The sequence below is a fragment of the Henriciella mobilis genome (genome assembly GCF_003576285.1).
In the GTDB taxonomy this organism is placed as follows: domain Bacteria; phylum Pseudomonadota; class Alphaproteobacteria; order Caulobacterales; family Hyphomonadaceae; genus Henriciella; species Henriciella mobilis.
Window position 1 is genome coordinate 99,677 of record NZ_QWFX01000016.1, and the last position, 24,094, is coordinate 123,770.

General features: G+C 55.2%; 24 protein-coding genes. 13 read left to right on the forward strand and 11 right to left on the reverse strand.

All coding sequences use genetic code 11. The features are described from left to right. Positions 1-65: 65 nt before the first annotated feature. Positions 66-1,442 (reverse strand): multicopper oxidase family protein, encoded by a 1,377-nt coding sequence (locus D1223_RS15880; protein ID WP_198943683.1) that lies wholly within the window; start codon positions 1,440-1,442, stop codon positions 66-68. Between the two features lie 513 nt (positions 1,443-1,955). Then, on the reverse strand, positions 1,956-2,282 hold the full coding sequence (locus D1223_RS15885; RefSeq protein ID WP_119377418.1) for an ArsR/SmtB family transcription factor: 327 nt from the start codon (positions 2,280-2,282) through the stop codon (positions 1,956-1,958). A 68-nt stretch (positions 2,283-2,350) separates the two neighbouring features. Between D1223_RS15885 and D1223_RS15890 the strand changes: the two genes are divergently transcribed. Next, the gene (locus D1223_RS15890; protein ID WP_119377419.1) at positions 2,351-3,205 is read left to right on the forward strand and encodes an MBL fold metallo-hydrolase; all 855 of its coding nucleotides are present in this window, start codon (positions 2,351-2,353) and stop codon (positions 3,203-3,205) included. 305 nt (positions 3,206-3,510) lie between these two features. Here the strand turns inward: D1223_RS15890 and D1223_RS15895 are convergent, their stop codons facing one another. The 9 genes from D1223_RS15895 to D1223_RS15935 all read right to left on the reverse strand — a co-directional run bounded on the left by D1223_RS15895 (position 3,511) and on the right by D1223_RS15935 (position 12,615). Then, complete coding sequence (locus D1223_RS15895; protein ID WP_119377420.1) at positions 3,511-4,389, reverse strand: sterol desaturase family protein; 879 nt, start codon at positions 4,387-4,389, stop codon at positions 3,511-3,513. Between the two features lie 132 nt (positions 4,390-4,521). Then, the gene (locus tag D1223_RS15900) at positions 4,522-5,232 is read right to left on the reverse strand and encodes a helix-turn-helix transcriptional regulator (protein ID WP_119377421.1); all 711 of its coding nucleotides are present in this window, start codon (positions 5,230-5,232) and stop codon (positions 4,522-4,524) included. Further along, positions 5,232-5,873 (reverse strand): class I SAM-dependent methyltransferase, encoded by a 642-nt coding sequence (locus D1223_RS15905; protein ID WP_158588518.1) that lies wholly within the window; start codon positions 5,871-5,873, stop codon positions 5,232-5,234. Before D1223_RS15905 ends, D1223_RS15900 begins: the two co-directional genes overlap by 1 nt. Positions 5,874-6,025: 152 nt before the next feature. Continuing rightward, positions 6,026-7,027 carry an MBL fold metallo-hydrolase gene (locus tag D1223_RS15910; protein ID WP_119377423.1) on the reverse strand — a complete coding sequence of 334 codons (1,002 nt, stop codon included), beginning with the start codon at positions 7,025-7,027 and terminating at the stop codon, positions 6,026-6,028. 22 nt (positions 7,028-7,049) lie between these two features. After that, positions 7,050-8,036, reverse strand: a complete 987-nt coding sequence (locus tag D1223_RS15915; protein ID WP_158588519.1) for a YeiH family protein — start codon at positions 8,034-8,036, stop codon at positions 7,050-7,052. 61 nt (positions 8,037-8,097) lie between these two features. Continuing rightward, the gene (locus D1223_RS15920) at positions 8,098-9,540 is read right to left on the reverse strand and encodes a DUF3703 domain-containing protein (protein ID WP_119377425.1); all 1,443 of its coding nucleotides are present in this window, start codon (positions 9,538-9,540) and stop codon (positions 8,098-8,100) included. A gap of 52 nt (positions 9,541-9,592) precedes the next feature. Beyond that, a complete protein-coding gene (locus D1223_RS15925) occupies positions 9,593-10,345 on the reverse strand; it encodes a transglutaminase-like domain-containing protein (RefSeq protein WP_112063340.1) in 753 nt (250 codons plus the stop codon). 81 nt (positions 10,346-10,426) lie between these two features. Further along, positions 10,427-11,158 carry a helix-turn-helix domain-containing protein gene (locus tag D1223_RS15930; RefSeq protein WP_051594923.1) on the reverse strand — a complete coding sequence of 244 codons (732 nt, stop codon included), beginning with the start codon at positions 11,156-11,158 and terminating at the stop codon, positions 10,427-10,429. 68 nt (positions 11,159-11,226) lie between these two features. Beyond that, positions 11,227-12,615: a tyrosine-type recombinase/integrase gene (locus D1223_RS15935; protein ID WP_034827484.1), complete on the reverse strand. Its 1,389-nt coding sequence runs from the start codon at positions 12,613-12,615 to the stop codon at positions 11,227-11,229. A gap of 454 nt (positions 12,616-13,069) precedes the next feature. Between D1223_RS15935 and D1223_RS15940 the strand changes: the two genes are divergently transcribed. From D1223_RS15940 to D1223_RS15995, 12 genes are all read left to right on the forward strand, one after another. Then, on the forward strand, positions 13,070-13,456 hold the full coding sequence (locus tag D1223_RS15940; protein ID WP_034813575.1) for a hypothetical protein: 387 nt from the start codon (positions 13,070-13,072) through the stop codon (positions 13,454-13,456). A gap of 58 nt (positions 13,457-13,514) precedes the next feature. Next, a complete protein-coding gene (locus D1223_RS15945; RefSeq protein ID WP_034827486.1) occupies positions 13,515-15,356 on the forward strand; it encodes a copper resistance system multicopper oxidase in 1,842 nt (613 codons plus the stop codon). Next, positions 15,353-16,156 (forward strand): copper resistance protein B, encoded by an 804-nt coding sequence (locus D1223_RS15950; RefSeq protein WP_034813580.1) that lies wholly within the window; start codon positions 15,353-15,355, stop codon positions 16,154-16,156. The genes D1223_RS15945 and D1223_RS15950 overlap by 4 nt, the downstream gene beginning before the upstream one ends. A 9-nt stretch (positions 16,157-16,165) precedes the next feature. Further along, on the forward strand, positions 16,166-17,260 hold the full coding sequence (locus tag D1223_RS15955) for a DUF2231 domain-containing protein (protein ID WP_034827457.1): 1,095 nt from the start codon (positions 16,166-16,168) through the stop codon (positions 17,258-17,260). A gap of 92 nt (positions 17,261-17,352) precedes the next feature. Next, positions 17,353-17,757, forward strand: a complete 405-nt coding sequence (locus tag D1223_RS15960; protein ID WP_084397004.1) for a copper resistance protein B — start codon at positions 17,353-17,355, stop codon at positions 17,755-17,757. Positions 17,758-17,784: 27 nt separating this feature from the next. Further along, positions 17,785-17,991, forward strand: coding sequence for an SHOCT domain-containing protein (locus tag D1223_RS15965; protein WP_084397002.1), 207 nt, complete (start codon positions 17,785-17,787; stop codon positions 17,989-17,991). A gap of 40 nt (positions 17,992-18,031) precedes the next feature. Next, positions 18,032-19,147: a nuclear transport factor 2 family protein gene (locus D1223_RS15970; protein ID WP_143435347.1), complete on the forward strand. Its 1,116-nt coding sequence runs from the start codon at positions 18,032-18,034 to the stop codon at positions 19,145-19,147. Between the two features lie 42 nt (positions 19,148-19,189). Then, complete coding sequence (locus tag D1223_RS15975) at positions 19,190-20,224, forward strand: acyltransferase family protein (protein WP_233350154.1); 1,035 nt, start codon at positions 19,190-19,192, stop codon at positions 20,222-20,224. After that, positions 20,221-20,583: a hypothetical protein gene (locus D1223_RS15980; protein WP_119377426.1), complete on the forward strand. Its 363-nt coding sequence runs from the start codon at positions 20,221-20,223 to the stop codon at positions 20,581-20,583. Before D1223_RS15975 ends, D1223_RS15980 begins: the two co-directional genes overlap by 4 nt. Continuing rightward, a complete protein-coding gene (locus D1223_RS15985; RefSeq protein ID WP_119377427.1) occupies positions 20,580-21,305 on the forward strand; it encodes a helix-turn-helix domain-containing protein in 726 nt (241 codons plus the stop codon). Before D1223_RS15980 ends, D1223_RS15985 begins: the two co-directional genes overlap by 4 nt. 177 nt (positions 21,306-21,482) lie before the next feature. Then, positions 21,483-21,734 (forward strand): DUF5676 family membrane protein, encoded by a 252-nt coding sequence (locus D1223_RS15990; protein ID WP_035552474.1) that lies wholly within the window; start codon positions 21,483-21,485, stop codon positions 21,732-21,734. Between the two features lie 86 nt (positions 21,735-21,820). Then, on the forward strand, positions 21,821-24,079 hold the full coding sequence (locus tag D1223_RS15995; protein ID WP_119377428.1) for a copper-transporting P-type ATPase: 2,259 nt from the start codon (positions 21,821-21,823) through the stop codon (positions 24,077-24,079). The last annotated feature ends 15 nt before the right edge of the window (positions 24,080-24,094 follow it).

A 24,094-nucleotide genomic window follows, 5' to 3' on the forward strand; every position in this document is an offset into this window, starting at 1 on the left:
GAAGCTTCCAATCAAACAGGATAGGAGATCGGGATAACCACTCGGTCTGTTAGGTATTGTATGGATTATGTTTCGACGACGAACTGCCCCATCATCCCGGCATCTTCATGTTCGAGTATATGACAATGGTACATGTAAGGTGTATCCGGGTCTGCATAATCTTTAAATGACAACAGCAACCGCACGCGCTCGCGCGGCGCTAGCAGTACAGTATCCTTTAAGCCGGTTTCGTGCTGAGCAGGGGGCCTACCATTGCGGTCCAAAATTCTGAATTGGACATCATGTACGTGAAACGGATGAGGCATCCAAGAAGCGTTTTGGACTTCCCAAATTTCCGTCGTATTCAACTTCACGCGCTCGTCAATACGGCCCATATCCATAGAACGGCCATTTATCGTAAACCCATTTTCTGCCCGCATACCCATCCCCATTCGGAGCACAAATTGACGCATTTTTACGGCACTTCCTGGATCGATAGCGGCGTGTTTCTTGAAGGTTGTGGGTACTGGCGGAGAGGAGTCTAGGTTTGCGTTGGGGACGATAAGTAAGACGTTGAAAGCTGATGTGTCTGTATCCCTGCGATTATTACCACGCCACCATCGGTCGCCCATCATAGCGCCATCCATCATACCCATTCCATTCGTTGTGGATGCAGCTATCAACTGCCGTGGCTGACCATAGCGCATATCAACGAGGATCTCTGCACGCTCTCCCGGCGAAAGCCTTAACTGCGACATTTCTAAAGCGGTCTCTAAATGCCCCCCGTCGGATCCAATCATCAAAAAGGTTTGTCGGTCCGCGAACTTAAAGTCATAAATGCGAGCATTCGAGCCGTTAAGCAATCGTAGGCGCAAAAGCTCAGTCTTGCTCTCAAAAACAGGGTCAACCACACCATTGACGAGCAAGGTGTCGCCCTGCATTCCCATCATGATGTCATGCATAGATCTTAAATACACTAGCTCGCCATTATTCCCGAACAGTCTGTCCTGAACGATCAACGGCACGTCATCGACGCCGTAGGTATTAGGTAAGTCAGGTTCAAGTCGATTGGGATCTTTTACGATAATGGGACCCGCAAGGCCGCGATACACTTGCGGACCGGCTTGTTTGTGGGCGTGAGAGTGGTACCAGAAAAGGGCGGGCTTTTGGCGTACTTCAAACTGCGCGGTCCAGGTCTCACCCGGTGTTATCGTCTGGTGTGGTGTGCCATCATATTTGGCCGGCACGTGGAAACCATGCCAGTGAAGTGTAGTATCTTCTTGCAGCGTGTTGTTGACATTGATTTTTACAATAGATCCGACATCCATTTGAAGCGTTGGACCGAGATAGGCCTGATTTACGCCGATAGTGGACGTCGAACGGCCTTCAAAAAATGTTGAAGTTCCATTTTGGATTTTCAGATTATATTCTGTGTAAGCGCCATTCTTTGTTCCGGAAAGCAACTGAGGTATTTTGAGAAGGTTCCTATCAGAGTTATGCGGACTTTGGGGATAGCCTGCTTGCCCACACGCTGCTAAGGACAATGAGAGCCCGCCCATACCCCATAACGTGTCTCTTCGAGTCAGCACAATTTAGTCCTTTTTGATGGACTTACGGTTCTACGCTGTGTTCCCTGTGTCATCTGGCCTATCGTTTCCGATTGAAAAACAAGTATTTCGCGAACGCGGCGATCCCCAGAATAAGGAATATAAAAACCAATATTCCAATCAAGCCGCCAAATGGCATCATGAACCATTCGTCTCGCATCATCATGTCATTAGAATTCATTTTTCATTGTCCTTTCGATTGTCTCATATACTTGTGAAAAAATATCACTTTCACGCACTTTGTACGCTTAATCTCAGATCTTAACATCTACAGCCGCTGTAGCCTCAATAGTTAACCCGCCTGATCTGACTGGCCCAGCCTTAATTTTAGTGCCGCCGCTACTTTCGGGGTGGGTTTCGTTAGTGACGTCATTTCAACATTTCTGGACAGTAGATTTTCATCAAGGTTTCGATCACCTGGCGCACTGCGGGATCGGACAAACGGTAATAGATGGTCTGGGCTTCGCGCCGGGTGTCCACCAGCTCCCGACCGCGCAGCAACGCGAGGTGCTGGGACAGGGCCGACTGCGACAGCCCACTATCGACCTGTAACTCTCCTACAGACGCTTCCGAGGCGCCGAGGCGACAGAGAATCATCAGCCGGTGCGGATTGGACATGGCTTTGAGCAGGCTCGCGGCCGCTTCAGCCTTGGCTTCCAAAACGCGGGGATCAAGCAGTTCAGCAGTGTTCTTCATGACCGATAGTATATTAGGTATTGTTTATTTAGCAAGTGCTAATATATAAAAATCAAAGGAGACGTACGATGATCCATGTTCAGGCTTACTTTGATGACACCACCAATACGGTGTCCTATCTGGTTGAGGACACCGCCACACAGCAGGCCGTCCTGATCGATCCGGTGCTGGACTACGAGCCAAATCGCGCCGCGCTACAGACGCTATCCGTTGACGCAATACTGAAAGATGTACACGCTCGGGGACTGACCCTCACCTGGGTGCTCGATACCCATGTCCATGCGGATCATTTGTCCGCAGCAGACTATGTCCGCAAGGAAACCGGCGCGAAAATCGGCATCGGAGCAAAGATCACTCAGGTGCAGAAACTGTTCGGTCCGGTGTTCAATGCCAAGGATGTCTGCGCAAACGGTACCGTGTTCGATGCGCTACTTGAGGAAGGCGACGAACTCCCTTTCGGGTCGACAGCGATCAAAGTGCTGCACACGCCAGGGCATACTCCCGCTTGCGTCACTTATGTTATTGAAGATGCGGCTTTCGTAGGCGACACGCTATTCATGCCTGACTATGGCACCGCACGCGCAGATTTTCCGGGCGGTGATGCGAGGACACTATACCAATCGATCCAAAAAATTCTGAGTTTGCCTCCCGCAACACGAATCTTTGTTGGGCACGACTACCTGCCTAAGGACCGAAGCACGATCGCTTGGGAAAGCACAGTTGCGAAACAAACCGCATCGAACGTCCACATATCCGGTAATGATGAGGACGCATTCGTTGCGATGCGCGAAGCCCGGGATGAAACCTTAGCTGCACCGCGCCTCATTTTACCGTCCTTGCAAGTCAATATTCGCGCCGGCGCACTCCCGCCGCCAGAACAAGATGGGCACACATATTTGAAACTTCCCATCAACCAGCTATGAGCCAAAGAAATTGTTGTTCGCATACTTAAACCGGCGCGCCGTCCTCTTCGAGATGCTAGGTATAGAAATCATTTCGTAGCCGAATATGGGCTGGCTCATAGCCCACGCAGCACAATACGGGTTACGTGGTGGCGTGATGCCAGTCTCTGGCGCAACGCCACGATTTGCGTATAGTTTAAACTATTGGCACGCGTTGGACCGAACGCCTGGAGTGGGATTGACATAATCTGCCCAGGAGCGGCGACGACAAGACCAGCGCGCCTATTGTGCAAACCAACAACTATACCCTCCGACTCCGCCTTGGACTATTCAGCCAGCTGAGTGTTTTTGCTGCGATCCCATCTGCGGAACGGTTCGACAAGCTGTGCGCTATACCCCACCGGATAGTCGGGGCGTCCAGCGACACCGAGTTCGCCATCTCGCGGTTGCGGGCGGTCCTTGACGAAGGTGCCGAGCAAATGGTCCCATAGCATTGTGAACAGGCCGAAATTGACATCGCCCTTGACCTTGTGAGCGAGGTGATGGTGGCGGTGCCCCGGCGCGACGGCCCAGAGGTAGATCAGTGGACCGACGCGCATGTCCGTGTTGGAATGCTGAAGCAGAAGCTGGATCGCCGCCGCAAAGCCGAGCAGCGCGCCAATCTCCAGCGGCATGCCCATCAGCAGGAGAGGTGTTGTGCCAGCGGTGAGTTCAATCGCCTGGTGCAGCGGATGCTTCATCAGGCCATTAAACCCATACATCCGTTCGACGCTGTGATGGACAGCATGCAGCCGCCAAAGGGCTTCAATCTTGTGGCTCGCATAGTGTGCCATAGTGATCCCGAAATCCGCGATCAGGATCGTCATCACGAGTTGAGCCCAAAGCGGCCACTCGCCCGGCCAGACATCGAAGCCATGGGTCATCGCCGCTAGGATCGGAATGGCGGCGATGGAAGCTGCGTTCGTGAGTTCATTGATGACCGCGTGCAGCGTGTCGCGGGTTGTGTCGCCTTTAGAGTGGTTCCAATTCTCTTCAAACGGCGCGATCCGTTCGGCGATGAAAGACAATGCGATGGCGGGCAGCAATAGCCCGGCAAGCCAGATTTTGCTCGCGCCATTTGCAACCATCCAAACGGCGGCCCCAATAAAGCCAATAAAGAAAAGGGGTGCATAACCGTAACGCACCAAAAATCGTAATATGCCCATGAAGCAGATCTCCTCTCGAATTCATTGAGAATTAGCGAGACACCGAGAGATCATCTTGAACAAAACGGTTGGAACCGAAACTCGGCGCGAGAAAACCCGCAATTTGTCGTCGCAAGCGTTTTGGGCGCTACCCTAAGACCGTCCTGTAAGCGAGCGAGACGCTACGCTTGGCGTTATGCCAAACATGCGTCTCATTGCCCGGGTGAAGTGCGCTTGATCGGAAAAGCCGCCGGCGAATGCGGCTTCGGCGAGACTCGCTCCTGCCGCGAGCGCCTTTGCAGAACATTCTAGTTTTCGCCAAACGAGCCAAGTCGAAAGCGGAACGCCGAACTGCTTGCGTGCCAGAACCCGCAGCCGGGATTCAGACAAGCCGACCCGCGCTGCAGCTTCAGTGATTGACCAACGTCCTGGTTCGTCGCGAAGCTCTGCTAGCACTGCTTCAAGCCTCGCGTCCAAATTGCTGGGAGTTGAGACGGATAAATCATTGAGCTGTGCAAACAAGTCGTCTGAGTTCGGAGGCACCCGAAAAGGCATATCTTCAAGATCCAATGCGGCGATATCGTCCGGGTCCAGTCGGTTAGCCAAATCGAGCGCAATTCCGGATTGTGGATCTAAGTAGATCAGCGCGATGTCACTATCGCACTGCACCGCATGCGGAATCATCGGGCGAATGAGAAACCCTCGGCCGGCATGCTGATCGCCCGTTTCATCGATGACAATCGCGTCGGCCTCTGCGCTTAAGACGATCTGATAGGCTGCGTGCTCGTGCAGGTCATTATCGTCTGAAGGCCCGAAATAGGCTGCGAATGCGTCACCAAAGACGAATTGTCCGCCCCAGGCCATTACGCAGCCTTCCAACCGGAATATAGCGATATCGACCCTGTTGGTGTATGTGTGAGCTTGAGTTCCTCAACGCGTTCAAGCCCGGCATCGGTCATGAAACTCGGAATCATACTGTCCTTATTTGGCTTTGTGTTCTCACATCCGTCGACTTCGCGCACTTGTTTAAAGAGTAAATGCATTAGCAGCGTACGCTGTTCGCCATAGTCTGAAATCAGGAGCCGCCCGCCGGGTTTGAGCAAACGATAGGCATTCTTCAAGATTCCCATCTTCGCCTCGATCGGACACTGATGTAGCACCAAGGAACAGGTGACCGCCTCGACCGTCCCTTCCGGCACAGACGCAATAGGCTTGTCGCCCATCGCGGTTATGAACTCGATCTGTCGGTCGCCTGCCTTGTCTTCAGCGATGGCGCGGACTGCAGGGTCGGGATCAACCGCGATCATCCGAACGGAGGGCTCGGTGTCTTTTACCAGGATTGCGAAACTTCCCGTTCCTGACCCGAGATCGACAATTGTCTGGTTCGGCGATGGCGCCAGCACCTCCAGCATACGGCTTCGCCAGCGTCGCTCCCGCGTCATCACGGCGATCACGCGGTCATAGTCCGCCGTGTGCTCATGGGCACCAAGCGCGGTTGTAAACATTGGCTGAGCTGAGTTCGTCATATCCCTATTGTAACGCAGATAGCGCCATAGTCTTGAACAAATCGCGCGTTATCCCTCACGATGGAATCGCCTTGTTCATATCCCGGATCAGGATTGCGAGTATCGAAGCACAGTGCGCAACGTGACCGAGATTATTGCACCTCTCTTGGCCCACCGAACTTGATGGGCGCGCCCACCTTCACACGCTCAAACCGCTCACCCAATACATCCTCAAACTGATCAAAAACCGCATCATGTGTGTCGTGGCCGCCGAGAGCCAGGAATGAGAGCTCTCGACTGAGCAACTCAATCTCATTTTCGATGATGCTTTGATCGATGGGGGCAAACACGCCATTGCCGGACGCAAGCCGTCGCTGGGCGTCTATTCCAGCGACATACAAGCGCCCCTCGGGCACAGGGTAATGGAGGTCGCCGATAATCGCATAAAGCGGAACATCGAATGCGGCCTCAACTCGCTCAAGCAGCTTCGGAACCGTCTGGTGCCCGCAACCAACAATCACAACAAGACCGCGCCCTTCTAGGTTTATCACCAGCGCCTGCTCATCGATTTGGCCAATGAACAAGCGCCGAGGGATAGGCCCTGTCGAAGCAATGCCATTTGATAGCGCTCGGGGCGACGTCACCGTTTGGACTGTCAGTCCCGGATAATTCATCTCGGTTGGTGAATAAACTGAAGCATTGCCCAGGTCCGCTTGCTGGGTCCCAAAAGAAAAAGATCGCGCCCTCGCCCAATCCACGCCCCCAACATGATCGCGGTGAAGATGACTGATGAAAATCGTATCAATGTCGGAACGCTCAACGCCGAGGCGCGCCATGTTGTGTTCCAAGGGCGACGGAGTTTCACCAAACCGATTGAAACCGAGATCGAAAAGAATGGTCTCCGAGTCGGTTCTGATCAAATAGGACACACCCGGCTCGGTGCGCAAATCATCTCTGTCACTATGCCAATTCACGAGTGGCAAAACTTCAAGGCTGCGCGTCGTTCCGAACTCAGGAACCTTATCCACAGTGGCAAGCGCCCACGCCTCATCCAGGCGCTTTGCATCTTTTGCGCGTTGACCGTCAACAATTGCTATTCCGATCAGGGGACCAAGCAGCAAAAGCAGGAGTAGGATCAGCAAAAATCGTCTCATAATATTGGCCTCATAAAAGGGTTCAAATCGAAGTCGTCTCAAAGAATAGAAGAAGTGATCCGAGAACGCCGCCACCGAGCAAAACGGTCACCACAGCTAGAACCAGGAAGACGCGACCACTCGTCATCAAAAGCTGAGAGAATGAGGTTTTTATGCCGATGGCCGCTACCGCCAAGATCAGGCAACCTTGCGAGAGAGCATTGGCCAGGGAGCGCGCGTATTCTGGCACAAGGCCAATGCTGTTAATCCCGACGAGAACGGCGAAAATTATCAAGAATATTGGGAAACGGGGTAATGTGATCTGTTGATCCGTCTCAACGCTTTCACATGAGAACAGTATTCCCACAACTAAAGCCACTGGCATCAGACAGGCGACCCTTAGCAGTTTCACGATGGCCGAGGTTTCCGTGGCCTCAGAAGAGAAAAGCGCGCCCGCACCGACCACTTGGGCAACATCGTGTATCGCCGCGCCAAACAATATTCCGGCCTGCGCGTCATTCAGTCCCAGCGTTTGGGCAAGAGCCGGATAGGCAATCATCGCAGCGGTGCTGAGGGTGGTCACGCCGATGATCGACAGAATTACGGTGTCGTCTTTTGCCTTTCGAGGCAGCACGCTTGCAATCGCCAAGGCAGCGGACGCCCCGCAAATGGCAACTGCGCTTGCGGCGATGATTGCACTTTCACTTTTGAGGCCAGCCCATTTTCCAATCTGCCAGCCTATGGCGAGGGTCATCACCAGGCTGGTCAAAACCAACAGCGCCGTTGCCCAACCGAGCGCTGCAATCTGAGATAGGGTTATCTGCATCCCCAAAAGCGCGACACCGGCTTTCAGAATTGCGTCACCTGCCAAATTGAGACCAGCAGATTGCGTGTCGTTCGCGCTCGGCGCTTTGAGCATCAGTCCAATAACAAGCACGAGTAACAGAACAGGCGCGCCGGTGATGTTTGACAGAAAAACGCCGCACAGAGAGACGATTCCTGCCAGCAAGAGTCCGTCCCAATTCATCATGGGTCGTGCAAGCCAACGCGGCCATGGCGCAGCTATCATTTCATTTCTTATGGCCATTGCTCTAAAGCGCAGCGTTAGCGGCGTGGCCAAACTCACAGCTTAAAATGTGCGGACCAAAGGCCGACCCGATCAGCATTCGGCCTGACGCGTCATCAACGATGGCGACCGATCCACCAGAGTGTTCCGAGCCATCATTGACATAAAGCCGTTCGACAGTCTCGCGCGATGGATCGTAGACCAGCACTTCAGATGGCGAAGGCGATGTCTCCGAGCGTTGATACCCCATGGCAAGTGTCAAAAGCTTTGGGTGACCCGCAATGAATACGCGGCCATCGGGATTGACGGTTATATTATCAACGCCTGTCTCTAGGGGCACATGACGGTTGAAAGAAAGTGTTTTCGTTTGAGGATCGTAGTCAAAGACAGACAGTCTTTGGGCGATGGTTTCACCAACATAAAGCACTCTTTGTGATAGACTGAAGGCTATCCCATTGGCCATCTGTAAGTCTTCAGCGACATACTCGGCCGTCTCGGTATTGATGCGCAAGACTTTGCCGGTGCGAAGCTGGCGCGCGCCCTCAAGGATTTCGCCCAGCGTTGCCGCGTCTGCCTTTTTATCGAGGGTCACGAGCGCTTCTGTTGGTCCAATCGCGACCAGATCATTCGGATTGCGCAGAAGCGGATGTTTCAGCGTTCGCTCCAGCAACAAGTCCCCCGAAGCGGTCACGCGAAAGACTTCGATCGTGTGCCCGTCGCTGGGACGGTTGGCGACAAATAGGCGGCGGGTTCCCATTTCATCGATGTGAAGGTCCATGCCAAAGCTGCGAAATACCTCTGGTTCTGCTGGGGCAAGGTCGTTTGGCACGGCCAAGTCTGGTGACGCCATGGGCAGTGACCAAATCTTGGCGCGGCCGGGTCCTCCAGAGCGGAAGGATCGACGGTCTCCGCCAACCGCGTAAACCGTTCCAGCCTCGCGGTCCCACACGAGATCTTCCGGCCCTTCAAATCCCACAAGAGGACTGCAGGTTCCATCAAAAGCAGAGACAATATTCCGGGTTTCTCCGGCTCTAACATAAGTCGACCAAGCGAACATCCCGAACCAAACAAGAAGCGCGACCACAGCCCATATGAGAACCCGCAAGAGCACATCGGTCCAAACATTATAGCCCTTCAATGGCGTTGCGAGATCATCTGGAATGGGCATAGGTTTGAGCGCCGACACATCGGCGCCGCCGGTGTTTCCTTTGGGCACCCATCCGAAGAGGTATCCGGGAATCACCGCAATGATCCGGAGAATTTGACCTCTGATTTCACGCCAGTCAGTTTTACGTATGCCCACTTTCAGCATCCACCAATGCGTGATGAAATGCGTTGTGAAGTATCGCTGACCGAGTATGTGTGCTCGCTCCAATAACCGGAACGCTTCATCCAATTGATCACGCTTGTAGGCGTCTCTGGCCAAGGACATCTCTTGTCCGAACGCGGTCTTTATAGCGGCTTTCATAATTCAACCTTCGATTAGAATTTTCGATGGTCTTCTTCAGCGATCTATTTTTCTACGTATTGAACGAAACGCTTGTACCGCTTTGAGCCGTCCGACGCGAAAGAGCTGTATCGGACTTTGCTCTCAGTGCTTCCACGCGGCGATTGATGGCTGCGACACTGATCCGATAAAGCAAGAGTTTGATCGGACCGGGTCGGTTTTCGTAAAGTGCAGATTGAAAATACTCGGCGGGCTCGTCGAAAACGCCATGATCATCAGTGACCGCGGCCATTTGCTGAAAAGTCCCAAAAGTAGAGCAAGTTCCGCAATCTTTATAAGGTGATGACAGTGCAACCGAGAAACCTGTTTTCCAACCGCGTCGCTTTAACTCTCCCTCTGACGAAGCTTGAAGTGAGGTATCGTTGATAAATCCGTCCGTCCGTTTCCATTCGCCGTCGATTTCGATTTCAAGCCAGGAATGAGAAATTTCATCGGGCATTAGCCGATAGGCGAGCCCCTTAAAGAAGCCTTTTTGGATCTCTTTAGAAATCAGCGAGAAATGTATCCGCGCCGGAATGTCTGTGGCCTTGCATAGGGCTAGAAGCAAGGTCGCCTTCGTGTTGCACTGCCCCAAACCCAATTTGATGGTTTCCGACGCCTTCGTCAGGTCGCCACTCGCAGGAAATCCAAACTTGATGTCGTCTCTGACATAGTTGAGCAGTCTGCTGAACTTCTCTTCCGCGTTGTCAGCGTTGCCGACAATTCGATTTGCGGTGCTTCGAACCAGATCATCGTCGAAATCTGCCAAAACGGTGCTCTTCGCCATGTCTGTATCTCCCAAATAAGAAGAGGATACTTGATGCTTGTCTTGTGCGTATTGAACGAAACGCTCGCTTGCCAATTGCCGCTATTGACCAGCGTTCAATGCCTGCAGGGGCGTGACCCCCATAATCTTTCCCATTGTCCGGGTCAGATGCGCCTGGTCGGCAAATCCGCCAGCATAGGCAGCCTCGGCCAGCGATGTGCCTTGTGCCATTGCCTGTGCTGATCGCCGGGTGGCCTGCCATATGAGCCACTTAGACAGGGGCACACCAAGTTGCTTTTGTGCGATTGCACGCAACCTCGGTTCCGATAGGCCGCATGATTTCGCCGCAGCGGAAATCGCACCATTTAGCTGCGCTGTCCGCAAGAATTTGAGGGCCTCCATCAGACGCAAATCCATTTGGGAGCCGACGTCACCAAAGTCCAAGTCCAAGGAATCAAGGAGCGTACCAAGTTCACCCTCCCAGTTCACTTGAGCGATGAGGTTCGGATCCACCCTCGAGACATCATCATCCCCGGCAAAGCTTTGAACATATCGCGCAAGCTGCGATTGGGGTTCAATCAACACAAGCACGGCTTTGTCTGATGGATGAAGCGTGTGGCGTTTTCCCGCCTTCACACAAAGCGCTGCACCAGAAATGACCTGCTCACTCTGATCACTAATAGAGATGTCTGGACCAAGGGACACGGTGAGTTGGAGCGTCGCGTGGGCATGTGGGCGATTGTCCGCGGCGCGTCCGCGATAAACAAGCCAAGTCTCACCAATGTAGAATTCACCCTTCCAGTCCATAAGTTCCAGTACTGTGCTGAGCCACATCAGGCAATCGTTACGGTTCAGACGACGTCTGGACCTTTCGACCGCAGTCGCAAAGGTGACCTCAAGACCTAAAAAAGCGCCGCTTGGACGGGATGCGCAATTTTCAAAAGCTCGCTTCTCCGGTAATCGAGTGAGCCGCCTTGGCCGTACTCAGGACGGTTATTCTTATGCCCCATCAGGGCGCATCTTAGGCCATAATCGAGACCGCCTTCGAGCATTCGGTCCTCGAATGAGTGTCGGAATGAATAGATAACGTGATCCGAGGATGGTAATAGTTTCCGCTGCCGGAACGCTTTCATCAGGTTCGCTGAGACCAGCGTGCTTTTGTCGTAATAGTACGGGAAGCCTTCCGGGCACGACCGCATTGCGATCTCTGCAACGCCAACAAGCGGAATTTCCCGCCTCGAGTCTTCGGTCTTGAGTTCTCTGTTTTGCTCGGGACGAATGGCGATATGAGGAACCTTATCGTTTAAGCGAATGTCCTCAGCACGAAGGTTCACGAGTTCACTCAAGCGCGCGCCAGTTTCAATGAGCAAATAGATCAAAACGCGCAGCTCGACCCGCAAACCGTCAAATAGGCCTGGGACGAGAATGCGTGAACGCACCCAGTCATCTGTGATAGAGGCGCGTTTAGCTTCGGACTTGCCTGAGAAATAAAAGTCGCGAAACGGGTCTTCAAAATCTGCCGCACCAATATGTTTGTAGTATCGCTGCAAGAGCGACCGCACATTTCCGATGTGCCGGTTAGCCGTGTTAGGCGTGACCGGCTTTTGGTCTCCATCTTGTGGTTGCATCCGCTCAACCCACCAATCACGATATTCCAACGCTTTGTCTCGCGTGATGTCGCTTAGAGGCAGGTCGCCCATTTGTTCGATAAAATAAGTGATCGACGTGCGCTTTGTTTTCTCCCAGGATCGCCGCTGTGCTTCGGATTTGTTATATTGATCATCGAAGGCAATTTTTGAGACATAAAGTTCGAAGGCTTCAGAGACTGGAATTCTCGCTGCCGGATCAGGAGCACCTCCTAGAAGGGCTTCACTATCAGCCCGGTTAGGGTCGCCGCCAGCTCCGGACTGGACTTCGAGTGTTTTGATCCGATCCATCAATTCGGCAATCGAACGCGTTTCCGCCAGGGGCTCGGCGGGCTTGTAGGAAAACCCGTAAGCCATGGCCCGTGAGATTGCAGATTTGTAGCGATGCTCCAACGCCGCACGAACGGTTGAACCGTTGGCGTTTTCCTCTGCTAACTCAACCGCCAGCGCCATCCAGTATTCGTCATCGGCTTCAGCAAGCTGATCTCGCCGAACACGCGCGATTTCGAGTGACTCGGTCTTGAGCGAGACCTTGGCAAACCGTCTTTGATCAAAATGTGAAAATTGTCCGGGCACACGACGTTGATAGTACCAACGCTTACCACGCTTGAGCAAAAATCTGTCGGGATCGCGCATGATCGTCATGCGCTCTTGTATCCCAATTTGTATCCCATTTGTATCCCATTTTTGGAGAAATGCGGACGGGGCGCACCATTTTCAGGCCTAAGTCCTTGATATTTTTGAGGAATTATTTTTGAAAATGGCGCGAGTGACGCGCCCAGTAATCGTGCTTGAAATTAAATTAATTCAACGCACTATGGCACTCAAAACTTCGCTTGTTGTGCAGATTGTTTGAAATTTGTAGTGCAAACTGTGGTGCAGCCCTTTCGTGTTGTCAAAGTTCGACGCTGCCTATCAACGACATTCACATCGCTAACATGATTTGCTGGCCGTTCAAATTCGCGCTGGAGCGTAGCCATGCAACTTTTCGCTCGGGACTGACCCGCGGGTCTGGGTTGATCCTGCTCCGTTACGACAAACCTTGAGTGCTCAGAGGTTCTTTCTTGATTTAAACCCCTATGGGGTATAAGTGGTAGTCATGAACTTTGTTGTCGCAACTCTCGTGACGGTATTTTTCAGCCTGTCGCAGGTGCTCTGCGCGTGTCCCGTCGATATGTCGGCGACGAATAGCATGGCAACCGAGTTCACCGCTCATTCTCACCAGGCGCCCGCCGATGGGCCTGAGGCGCCCTGCGATGATGAGACTGATCACTGCAAGCTTCAGACAGCAACGGTCGCCCAAGCCGACAAGACGGCGAACCCGGTCCAGCACGTATTAGGCGATACGACGCCCATCGGGCTTGCTACACCCTCATGGCAACACGCATGGAAGCGCGTCGTCAATGTCCGCACGCCCTGGCCTGAGGTCCGAAGTTACCTGCTGCAACAAACGCCAGTCACATTGAAGGTGCGTTCCCTGAGCTGATTTCGTGCGTCGCTGCATTAGCAGCCCGATTGCATAAATTCACCTCATGGAGACGATTATGTTGAACAGACGACGTATGTTGCAGACGGTGCTCGGCACCGGCGCAACCTTGGGGGCAAGCAGCCTCCTGCCCGCTTGGGCAAAATCTTCCAGCAACGGAAACCTTGGTGTGCCCTCACTTTCGGGCACGCGCTTCGACCTCGAAATCGGGCAGTTCCCGGTCAGGCTCAACGGCAAAGTCGGTATGGCAACCGGAATCAATGGCACACTTCCCGGTCCGCTCTTGCGGTTGCGCGAGGGCGATGACGTTACAATGAACGTCACCAACCGGCTTGCCGAAGACACTTCGATCCATTGGCACGGACTGCTTGTCCCCTTCCATATGGACGGCGTGCCGGGCGTCAGCTTCCCGGGCATCAAACCGGGCGAAACGTTCAAATATCAGTTCAAGGTGCCGCAAAATGGCACTTACTGGTATCACTCCCATTCTGGTCTGCAGGAACAACTCGGCCATTACGGTCCGATCGTCATAGATCCGGCAGGTACAGACCCAGTGGCTTATGACCGGGAATATGTGCTCGTCCTCAGCGACTGGAGTTTCACGCATCCGCACCGGATCTTCGACAAGCTCAAGAAGAATGCCGAGAGCCTGAATTTCAACCGCCCGACCCTGTCGAACCCAACCGGACTTGGCGGCATGTGGGGGCAGATGCGAATGAGCCCGCGCGATCTCGCAGACGTGACCGGCGAAACCTACACCTACCTGATCAATGGCCATTCGACGGCCGATAATTTCAATATGGTCTTCCAGCCGGGCGAGCGGGTTCGCCTGCGCATTATCAACGCCTCCGCCATGACCCTCTTCAATGTCCGCCTCCCGGGCTTGCCGATGACGGTGGTCCAGGCCGACGGTCTGAATGTCCAGCCGGTTGAGACCGACGAGTTCCAGATGGGCGTGGCCGAAACGTATGATGTCATCATCGCGCCGACCGAAGCGCGCGCCTACGCCTTTGTTGCCGAATCGATCGACCGCTCCGGCCAGGCCGTCGCCACGCTCGGCCCGCGTGCCGGTATGCGGGTCGATGCGCCTGCGCTTCGAGCTGTGCCGATGCTGACCATGCGGGACATGGGAATGGCCCATGGAGACATGGCGGGCATGTCAGGCATGGGGAGAATGGATCATGGTCCGGACACCGCGACGGCCGGGGACGACATGAAAGGCCACGACATGGGTGCCATGTCGATGATGCCCGATCCTCATGGTCCGGCGGTCCAGCCCGTCAAGATTGAAGCAGATATAGAGCGCGGCCCCGGTGTCGCAAAAGTATCAGGCATGACGATGAGCCGCTTGGGCGAACCCGGTCTCGGGCTTGATGATGTCCCCCACCGCACGCTCACCTATAACCAGCTTCGCGCGCTCGACATGAATGAGGACCATCGCCCGCCTGGCCGCGAAATTGTCATTCATCTGACGTCGAACATGGAACGCTACATGTGGTCGTTCGACGGTGTAAAATTCTCCGAGGTAACCGAGTCAATCAAGTTCTACGAGGGTGAACGTGTTCGCCTGACGCTCGTAAACGATACAATGATGCCACACCCGATCCATTTGCACGGCATGTTTTTCGATCTCGTGAATGGCGGTGGTCATCACATGCCTCGAAAGCACACAGTAACGGTCAAGCCTGCAGACAGGGTCAGCGTCGACATCACCGCAGAACATGTCGGTGACTGGGCGTTCCACTGCCATCTGCTTTACCACATGCACGCTGGCATGATGCAGGTCGTCAGCGTCATTCCGCCAGCAGACGATACGACACCAGCTGAAAAAATGCCGGCAGGTCAGATGAATATGCCCATGGACCATCACGGCATGAACCATGGGGAGGGAAAATCATGATGAAACCGAATTTGGCAGCCCCTCTCCTCCTCGGCTTCGCGCTCTACGCGACCGGCAGCGCGTTCGCGGAAGACACAAATCAAACCCCGCCCTGGGATCAGGCCGACGCCATCTACGGCGAGGATGCAATGGCGGACGCTCGCCGGGACGTTCTTGCGGAAGGCGGAGACCAGAAGAGCTTCTACATCCTCTTCAACCAGCTCGAGGCTCAGATGTCTGACGAGGGCGACAGTTTGTACTGGAACGGACAGGCTTGGTATGGGGGCGATATCAACAAGCTCTGGTTCAAGAGCGAGGGCCGCGCCTCTCTGAATGGAGAGGGCGTGGATGATGCCGAGATCCAGGCGCTCTATTCCCGCGCGGTTGCGCCTTTCTGGAATGTTCAGGCGGGCGTTCGCTACGACATCGAACCGGATAGTCTCGCGCATGGGGTCGTCGCACTGAATGGTCTGGCGCCCTACTGGTTCGAAGTCGACGCTTCCGCCTTTCTCAGTGAAAAAGGCGATGTAACGGCCCGCATCGAGGCTGAATATGAGTTGCTCCTGACCCAGCGGTTGATCTTGCAGCCTCGGATCGAAGCAAATCTTTCCGCGCAGGACATACCGGAAAGGGAAACGGGCGCGGGACTTAGCACACTCGATGCCGGCTTGCGGCTTCGTTATGAAATCAGGAGGGAGTTTGCGCCTTATGTCGGCGTCGAATGGCAAAGCGCCTTCGGTGAGACACGCGACATGATCAAAGCCGCAGGCGGTGAAGGCGACGATATCGTCTTTCTCGTGGGCCTGCGGACCTGGTATTAGGAGAACAAAATGGGCGGTTTCATAGAACCCAATATTCACCCCGTGCTGGTGCATTTTACCTATGCCCTCGGCACATCTGCAGCCTTGGCATATGTGGCTGGCCTCCTCGTACCTGCAGGCCGCTGGCGCGACAGCCTTCGACCGGCCGCCGACTGGATGCTGGCATTGGCTGCCTTGGCGGTTCTGGCCACCATCGCGGCCGGGTTTCAGGCCTATTACAGCGTTGCTCACGATGCGCCGTCCCATGAAGCGATGACAACCCATCGCAACTGGGCTGTTCCCACGGGCCTCGCATTACTGGCCCTCGCCGGTTGGCGCTGGCTGAGAAGGGCCTCGTCGCCCGGCCCGGTATTTGCGATCAGTGCCCTGGCGGTGGCAGGTCTTTTGACGGTTACAGCGTGGTGGGGAGGCACAATTGTCTACAAGTACGGACTTGGCGTGCAGACCCTTCCTGAAGCCAGCGGGCCAGGCCACGATCATGATCATGGCGGCGGAGCCGGTCATGGCGACCAAGGCACCGTAAATTCAACAGACGATCATCAAGACGCTCACGGAGCGCCTCCATCCGACACGATGGATGGATCATCGGCGAGCGGCGATGGACATGATCACGACCATACCGACGGTGCAGCTGATCGAGAAATGTCAGGCACGGTCCCCGCCGGACACGACAACTCCGACGGCCATCACGACACCAAACCGGTCTCGACTGATGAACAGGCGATCCTGGATATCATGGCCGCGATCGAAACCGGTTGGGAGACCGGCGATGGCGAACTGTTCCGACAGAACTTTCTCGACTGGTCAGGCGCCCGGTACTTTGAGTCAGGCGGCGAGAATACTGGCCTGCTCGACCTTGTCGAAAATCATGTCGAGCCCGAAAAAGATACCATTCCGGATCTCGAACTCGACTTCTCGAATATAGACGTGCAATTCGAGGGAAGTGACTTTGCATGGGCTGTCGCGGACACAGCGATCAGTGGAACGTTCAGCTCCAATGGCGAACGCCTGGAGCGTATCGGGAAACAAACGGTGCTGTTCCGCAAGGTCGCCGGCACCTGGCAGGTCATTCACACGCACTCGTCCTCTCGTGCGCCGCGATAAGGAGGAAATCCAAACTGCCGCGTGCTGGCCAAGTTGAAATGCAATCGGCAAGCGGCGATGATATTGAGTATACCCCATATGGGTATTAGGTCATGACTGTCCTGTCCTTCCCCCAGAAACCCTACTTCAAACTGGCCCATAAAGTGCGGGCTGGACATTGGTTTGAAGCTGACGCTGCTGCCTTTGTAAGCACCGAAGGCGACGTCACGGCACGGGTCGAGGCCGAATATGAGTTGCTGCTAACCCAGCGTCTGATCCTTCAACCCCGCTTAGAAGCGAGCCTTTCTGCTCAGGATATGCCTGACCTGCAACTCAGTTCTGGTTTAACCAGCGTCGATGCCGGCCTGCGCCTTCGCTACGAAATTGTTCGCGAATTCGCGCCATATATTGGCGTCGAATGGCAAAGCGCTATTGGCGATACCGCAGACTTCATTGAGGCGTCTGGAGGCGAAAAAGATCAAACGGCATTGCTCGTCGGTGTGCGAACCTGGTTCTAAACATGATGGAGATCTAAATTGGCCGATATGGGGCATATGATTTTCGGCAATCTTGGCGCGCTGATTTTTTGGGGCGTCCTGGCATTGCTGATCTATGTCGCTGTGCGTGCGACCATCAATCGGGACGGGGCGGACTCCAAGTCCAACGACCCGGTCGATATCCTCCGGCGACGATATGCGCGCGGCGAAATAGACAAGGAAGAATTTGATCGTCGCATGAAAGACCTGAGCTAACGCCGCTTGCAGACCCCACAATTCTTGAGGGGTCAGGCAAGTGTCCGGCGTATCACCCAGACAATGCCAGTCGCTGAAGATAGCGACGCTCACGCATATGGCTAACTGGGAGGCGCTTTTGGGCGATTTGATTGAACCGAACCTGCATCCGATTCTGGTGCATTTTGCCTATGCGCTTAGCCTCACGGCTTTGGCCTCTTATGTGTTGGCCGCCTTTTCGCCTGTCGAGCGATGGCGAGAGACTCTGCGCCCGGCCGCGGACTGGATGCTGGCCTTTAGTGCGATCGCAATCGTGCTGACAATCGCGGCAGGATTTCAAGCCTATTACACGGTAGATCATGACGCGCCGTCGCATGCAGCGATGACCACCCACCGCAACTGGGCTGTACCATCCGGCCTCGCCATCCTCCTATTGGCGGCCTGGCGATGGACGGGAAGAGCAAAAGCCGCCTCAGGCATTTTCGTCACAGGCTTGGCTGCGGCCGCGCTCGCCTTAACCGTCACGGCCTGGTGGGGCGGCAAAATCGTCTATGGCTACGGCCTTGGGGTCAAAAGCCTGCCGCAGGTGACAGGAGATGGCCACGACCATGATCATGGCGGCGGCGGCGTCACGGCAGATCATGATATGGATCCCATGCCAGATTTAGCGCCGACCGCGGCTGCCCATGAAAACTCCGATGGCCATCACGACGTCGCTCCAATCAGTCATGACAATAGTGATGGGCACCATGATGGAGACAGCCCGTCCACAACACCCGCGCCACAAGCTGGATCGCCGGCGAGCGTCGCTGACGCTTTCGGCGAAGCGTTAAAAGCAGGTGATGAGGCGGCGCTGCGCGCGCTGTTTTCCCCCGACGTCGTGATCGCTGAGGGCGGCGGCGCCGAGCGCTCATTCGAAGAGTATGCCGGCCATCATATGCCCGCAGACATGGCTTATACAGCCGCGGTTTCATTCGATCTCAAAGACCGAAACATTCTCGAGAATAGCGATATCGCTACGGTGATCTCTCAATCGGAGATTAATGGCGCCTATAGAGGCGAGCCCGTGCACCGCCAAGCTATGGAAACCATGGTTCTCAAACGCGACGCTGGGGTCTGGAAGATTCACCATGTCCATTGGTCATCCGCGCCGATCACCGAAGATCACGAGCACTGATAAATGGCTGGGGGTGGCCAAACACAGCTTGCGGACCCGCTGATGGGTCAAAACCACTTCACCGCGGTGCGGTGGGTGTTGGCGATCGCTGTAGTACTCGGTCATATCTGGCTCCTCACGACAGGGTTCGAACCGTTTCGCATCCACGAATGGACTGCCAGCTATATGGCCGTGAACGGGTTCTTCGTCCTGTCAGGCCTCTTGATTGCCAAGAGTCTTCATACAAGGCGCGATATGAAGGCTTATGCAGTTTCACGGTTTCTGCGGATCTACCCAGCTCTGGTGATTATACTTGCGGCTTTTGTCCTCGTCTTCGCGCCTGTCTATTCGGCCGAGGGCGGCGGATCATTGTTTCAGCCGGAGACCTGGCAATACACCTACAAAGTCTTGGCGCTTGGCGATCCCGACAGCGCGCCCGCACAGATATTCTCTCAGAATTTGGAAACCGACTTTAACGGGCCGCTCTGGACCATTCGGTTCGAGCTAGCAGCGTACATCCTAGCGGGCATCGCGTTCATGTTTGGCACCGTCAACGGCCCATGGCGTGTTCTTAGCGTCTTCTTGCTTGTGCAATCGGTCTATCTTAGCGCGCCTTTGTTCATCGATACGAGTGCGCTCCCGCCGAGCGTGATGTCCTTGCTCCGCCTCTCATCGGCCTTTCTGCTCGGAATGACGCTTTGGCAGTGGCCTATTTTGCGCAGACCGCCCCTCTTGGCGGTCGCAGGTCTGATTGCAGCGTTCGCGCTCCTTGGCGGCGGCCCCCTCGGCGAATTGTTTGCGACCCTTGCCCTCACAAGCCTAATGCTTCGAGCTGGATTGCCAAAACGTGCGTCCGTCCGCATCGCCAAAATTCCGGACTATTCGTACGGGATTTATATCTGGCACTACCCGCTTTTGCAGGTATTTCTGGTTGGACAACCAGATGTTAGCCCCGCTGTCCTGGCTATAATGACCGCGCCGCTCATTCTGCTCGTCGCGGCCACTTCGTGGCATGTCATCGAAAAGCCAGTGCTTGCTCTGAAGCTGCGCGCCCGCTCGATAAACCAAAAAACCGTATCGCCGGAGGTGGCCGCATGACCTCCGCGTCGCATTCACTGATTGAAACATTGCTTCGGGCTCAAAGCCAATTTGAGAAGCTTATAAGCAGCGCATCTGAAAACACACCCGCAACTAAGTTTGCAGAAATGGCATTCATGACGGCCGAGGTGTGCATTCTTCTTTCTGAGGCATTTGCGAAGTCGATCGAACACCGCCGAGAAAATCTCCTCAGGGCACTACGAGCGATGGCAGGTATTTTCAGAGGCCTTGAAAGAGCCTCGCTGGAAACGACGAGCAACAGCCCGAACAGGCTCGGGACCGCGTGCGGTCAATGCGAAACAGCGATCTACGCTTTTCTTGAAGCAACCGAGCCTGACACTCAGGGGAGATTGAAATGAGCGCGGCGCCCTGGTCTGGCGCGTTGGCCATCGGGGTCGGCTGGGCCGCGCTCGACGCTCGCCTTGGCAAAAATACGGCACATGCTCATTTGGCACATCAGGTCATACTCGGGCTGGATGGCGCAGTCGTGGTGACGACAAACTCAGAGATAGTAGCCCCGACCGGCAAGGCTATTCACATCCCTGCTGGGCAGACCCATTCCATCGGTCCTGAGGGACGCCTGACGCGCTCGATCTATATCGATCCACGCTTTTCCGGAATTCGAAACGATCAGCAATGCAATCAGCCTGCCTGCCTTTCGGATGATCTATCAGCCGCTCTAGAGCACATCAGCGACATTAATCAGGCGCGCGATTGGGCGAAAAGGTTCGCGGGCCGGTTGCCTGGTTCGGCCATAGATTCACGCCTGCAAAAAGCCCTTGGCAACGTTCGCGCACTCGCCAATCCCGCCGCTCTGGCGCGTGAGCTCGCGCTGTCTCCAACTCGGCTGCGAGAGATCGTCAAGGCGGACTTCGGTGTTCCGCCCAGCAAGCTATTGCAATGGTTGCAATTGCTCGGCGCCGCCAAGGCAATGGAGGCGTCCTCCAGTCTCGCTGATGCCGCGGCGGCGGGCGGTTTTGCAGACCAGGCGCATTTCACACGCCGACTGCAACAATGGTTCGGGGTGACCCCAAAAATTGGCCTGTCGGGTTTGGAGGTGTCCGTCGATGATCTCAGCTGATCCCTCACCCAACGCGGATTGGTCGGCGCGCTTGTCTTGCTCAAGACAAGCGATGCGGGCCCTAAGTATATATACGGAGTAACCAATACCCCCTATGGGTATTAACTCATTTTCGAAGCAACGCATCGCTGTCGCACGAATTATGTGGCGGCAACAACCAAAGAGAAGGAAAACACCATGCGCCTCATCCCCACTGGGCACGCCCTATCCATTTTTCTCGCCATCACGTTTACGCTCTGTATCGCATGGGGGTTGGTCGCACCGCCTAGTCTCCACATGCACGGTGCGTGGGAACAGCTCCTACCCGGATTTGAATTCATTTCGGTTTCAAGCTTCTTCCTCGGCCTCATCGAGTCCTACGTTTACGGCTGGTATATCGCGCTTGTCTTCGTGCCGCTCTACCGGCTGTTCAATCGCCAGAAAGCCTAATGCAAGAACTCCATTAAGGATCAGCCGCCCAACCCGGGCGTTGACCTTTAAGAGTGACACTGAAGCCAAACCCCGGAGGGGCGGATATGACCAATACCGATCATAAACATCACGACCATGGACATCATGATCACCACCACGGGGATGATCATGATTGTTGCCATGGTGGCGGAGACGCCGATGCCGGCGCGGACGGCAAATATGATCTCGTCCCGCAGGGCTACTCAGGCACGGTCTATACATGTCCGATGCATCCAAACGTTCGCGACGTCCGAAACTCCGGGTGCCCGATATGCGGCATGGCACTGGAGCCCGAAGGTGTTGTTGTAGGCGAAGAAGACACCTCAGAACTCGACGATATGACCCGTAGATTCTGGATCAGCGCCATCTTCACCATCCCACTTGCCATTTACGCCATGGGTGACCTGATCCCCGGCAAACCCCTCGAAGGGCTCTTGCCCGCCGGTTGGTCCCAATGGGCTCAATTCGCGCTGGCCGTTCCTGTCGTCCTCTGGGGCGGATGGCCCTTCTTTGTACGCGGCGTTCGGTCGGTACGCACGATGAACCTCAACATGTTCACCCTCATCTCGCTTGGCGTCGGCGTGGCTTTTGTCTTCTCGCTTGTTGCAACCGCTTTGCCAGGCATTTTTCCGCACGCCTTTCGCAATGAGGCCGGCGAAGTCGCTGTATATTATGAAGCCGCTGCGGTGATCACGACGCTCGTATTGCTCGGGCAGGTTCTGGAGCTGCGAGCCCGAAGCGCGACATCGGGCGCCATCCGCGCGCTCCTTGAACTCACGCCGCCAACCGCAAACCGGATCATGGCTGACGGCCAGGAAGAAGAGGTTTCCGTCGACGATGTCCAGAGCGGCGACCGGCTACGGGTCCGGCCAGGCGAAAAAGTACCTGTCGACGGCGAAGTTGTTGAAGGGCGTTCGAATGTCGACGAGTCCATGATCACTGGAGAACCTATTCCAGTCGAGAAAGCAGCAGGGGATCCGATTACCGGCGGTACAGTTAACGGCACCGGATCACTCGTCATGGCCGCGACGCGCGTCGGCGAAGATACAATGCTATCGCAAATCGTACGCATGGTCGCCGAAGCTCAGCGCTCACGCGCGCCCATCCAGAAGCTCGCCGACACAGTGGCCGGCCTGTTTGTCCCGGCCGTCGTCGTGATCGCGATTATCACTTTCATCGTCTGGGCGATTTTTGGGCCTCACCCGGCCATGGCTTTTGCGATCGTCAACGCCGTGGCTGTGTTAATTATTGCGTGTCCCTGCGCGCTTGGCCTTGCAACGCCGATGTCAATTATGGTCGCCACAGGAAAGGGCGCACAGAGCGGCATTCTGATCAAAAATGCTGAAGCGCTCGAGACGTTTGAAAAAGTCGACACGATCGTCGTCGATAAGACCGGCACTTTGACAGAGGGCCACCCCAAACTTGTGACAGTCGAGCCTGCGAGTGGTCTCGCAGAAGCAGACTTCCTGGCTTACGCTGCCGCGATTGAACGCGGGAGCGAGCACCCTCTTGCGCAAGCCATCGTCAACGGGGCCGAAGAGCGCGGCGCAGCGCGCCTGAAGTCGACCGATTTTGAATCAGTCACCGGAGAAGGCGCGCAGGGCCGGGTCGATGGAAAGCTTTTCGCCATCGGCAACGCCAAGATGATGCGCCGGGTCGGTGCTTTTGACGAAACACTGAAAGCCCATGCTGAAACCTATCGCCGCGACGGCCAGACGGTGATGTTCGCCGCTCTGGACGGCAAACCGGCGGGCCTGATTGGTGTCGCCGATCCAATCAAAGAAACGACCCCTGAAGCCATAGCCGCCTTGCACAAGGCTGGCATGAAAGTCGTCATGCTGACAGGCGACAGCCTGGCAACAGCACAAGCGGTTGCACGCCAAATCGGCATTGATGAGGTAGAGGCCGATGTGTCACCAGAAGACAAAAACCGGATCGTGCGCGAACTCCAATCGAAAGGTGCGGTCGTCGCCATGTGCGGCGACGGCATCAATGACGCGCCTGCCCTTGCTCAAGCGGATATCGGAATAGCCATGGGAACCGGTACAGATGTGGCCATGGAGAGCGCCAGTGTCACCCTGGTCAAAGGCGATCTTCGCGGTGTCGCCCGCGCGCAGCGGCTGAGCCGCGCGACGATGGGCAATATTCGCGAAAACCTGTTCTTTGCCTTTATCTATAATTCGCTCGGCGTGCCGGTTGCTGCCGGCGTCCTCTATCCGTTCTTTGGACTGCTTCTCAGTCCAATTATCGCCGCCGCCGCGATGAGCCTCAGCTCATTCTCGGTCATCGCGAATGCGCTGCGACTTCGCTCCGTCAAACTATAATTTCGAAGGAAATTC

Excerpts from the sequence above, each read along its gene's own strand:
- D1223_RS15975 (WP_233350154.1), top strand. The coding sequence starts at position 19,190 with ATGGGTCAAAACCACTTCACCGCGGTGCGGTGGGTGTTGGCGATCGCT.
- D1223_RS15920 (WP_119377425.1), bottom strand. The coding sequence starts at position 9,540 with ATGAAAGCCGCTATAAAGACCGCGTTCGGACAAGAGATGTCCTTGGCC.
- D1223_RS15985 (WP_119377427.1), top strand. The coding sequence starts at position 20,580 with ATGAGCGCGGCGCCCTGGTCTGGCGCGTTGGCCATCGGGGTCGGCTGG.
- D1223_RS15940 (WP_034813575.1), top strand. The coding sequence starts at position 13,070 with ATGAACTTTGTTGTCGCAACTCTCGTGACGGTATTTTTCAGCCTGTCG.
- D1223_RS15915 (WP_158588519.1), bottom strand. The coding sequence starts at position 8,036 with ATGATGAATTGGGACGGACTCTTGCTGGCAGGAATCGTCTCTCTGTGC.
- D1223_RS15995 (WP_119377428.1), top strand. The coding sequence starts at position 21,821 with ATGACCAATACCGATCATAAACATCACGACCATGGACATCATGATCAC.
- D1223_RS15900 (WP_119377421.1), bottom strand. The coding sequence starts at position 5,232 with ATGGCCTGGGGCGGACAATTCGTCTTTGGTGACGCATTCGCAGCCTAT.
- D1223_RS15960 (WP_084397004.1), top strand. The coding sequence starts at position 17,353 with ATGACTGTCCTGTCCTTCCCCCAGAAACCCTACTTCAAACTGGCCCAT.
- D1223_RS15885 (WP_119377418.1), bottom strand. The coding sequence starts at position 2,282 with ATGAAGAACACTGCTGAACTGCTTGATCCCCGCGTTTTGGAAGCCAAG.
- D1223_RS15910 (WP_119377423.1), bottom strand. The coding sequence starts at position 7,027 with ATGAGACGATTTTTGCTGATCCTACTCCTGCTTTTGCTGCTTGGTCCC.
- D1223_RS15955 (WP_034827457.1), top strand. The coding sequence starts at position 16,166 with ATGGGCGGTTTCATAGAACCCAATATTCACCCCGTGCTGGTGCATTTT.
- D1223_RS15980 (WP_119377426.1), top strand. The coding sequence starts at position 20,221 with ATGACCTCCGCGTCGCATTCACTGATTGAAACATTGCTTCGGGCTCAA.
- D1223_RS15965 (WP_084397002.1), top strand. The coding sequence starts at position 17,785 with ATGGGGCATATGATTTTCGGCAATCTTGGCGCGCTGATTTTTTGGGGC.
- D1223_RS15935 (WP_034827484.1), bottom strand. The coding sequence starts at position 12,615 with ATGACGATCATGCGCGATCCCGACAGATTTTTGCTCAAGCGTGGTAAG.
- D1223_RS15905 (WP_158588518.1), bottom strand. The coding sequence starts at position 5,873 with ATGTTTACAACCGCGCTTGGTGCCCATGAGCACACGGCGGACTATGAC.
- D1223_RS15895 (WP_119377420.1), bottom strand. The coding sequence starts at position 4,389 with ATGGGCATATTACGATTTTTGGTGCGTTACGGTTATGCACCCCTTTTC.
- D1223_RS15930 (WP_051594923.1), bottom strand. The coding sequence starts at position 11,158 with ATGTGGCTCAGCACAGTACTGGAACTTATGGACTGGAAGGGTGAATTC.
- D1223_RS15890 (WP_119377419.1), top strand. The coding sequence starts at position 2,351 with ATGATCCATGTTCAGGCTTACTTTGATGACACCACCAATACGGTGTCC.
- D1223_RS15990 (WP_035552474.1), top strand. The coding sequence starts at position 21,483 with ATGCGCCTCATCCCCACTGGGCACGCCCTATCCATTTTTCTCGCCATC.
- D1223_RS15945 (WP_034827486.1), top strand. The coding sequence starts at position 13,515 with ATGTTGAACAGACGACGTATGTTGCAGACGGTGCTCGGCACCGGCGCA.
- D1223_RS15950 (WP_034813580.1), top strand. The coding sequence starts at position 15,353 with ATGATGAAACCGAATTTGGCAGCCCCTCTCCTCCTCGGCTTCGCGCTC.
- D1223_RS15925 (WP_112063340.1), bottom strand. The coding sequence starts at position 10,345 with ATGGCGAAGAGCACCGTTTTGGCAGATTTCGACGATGATCTGGTTCGA.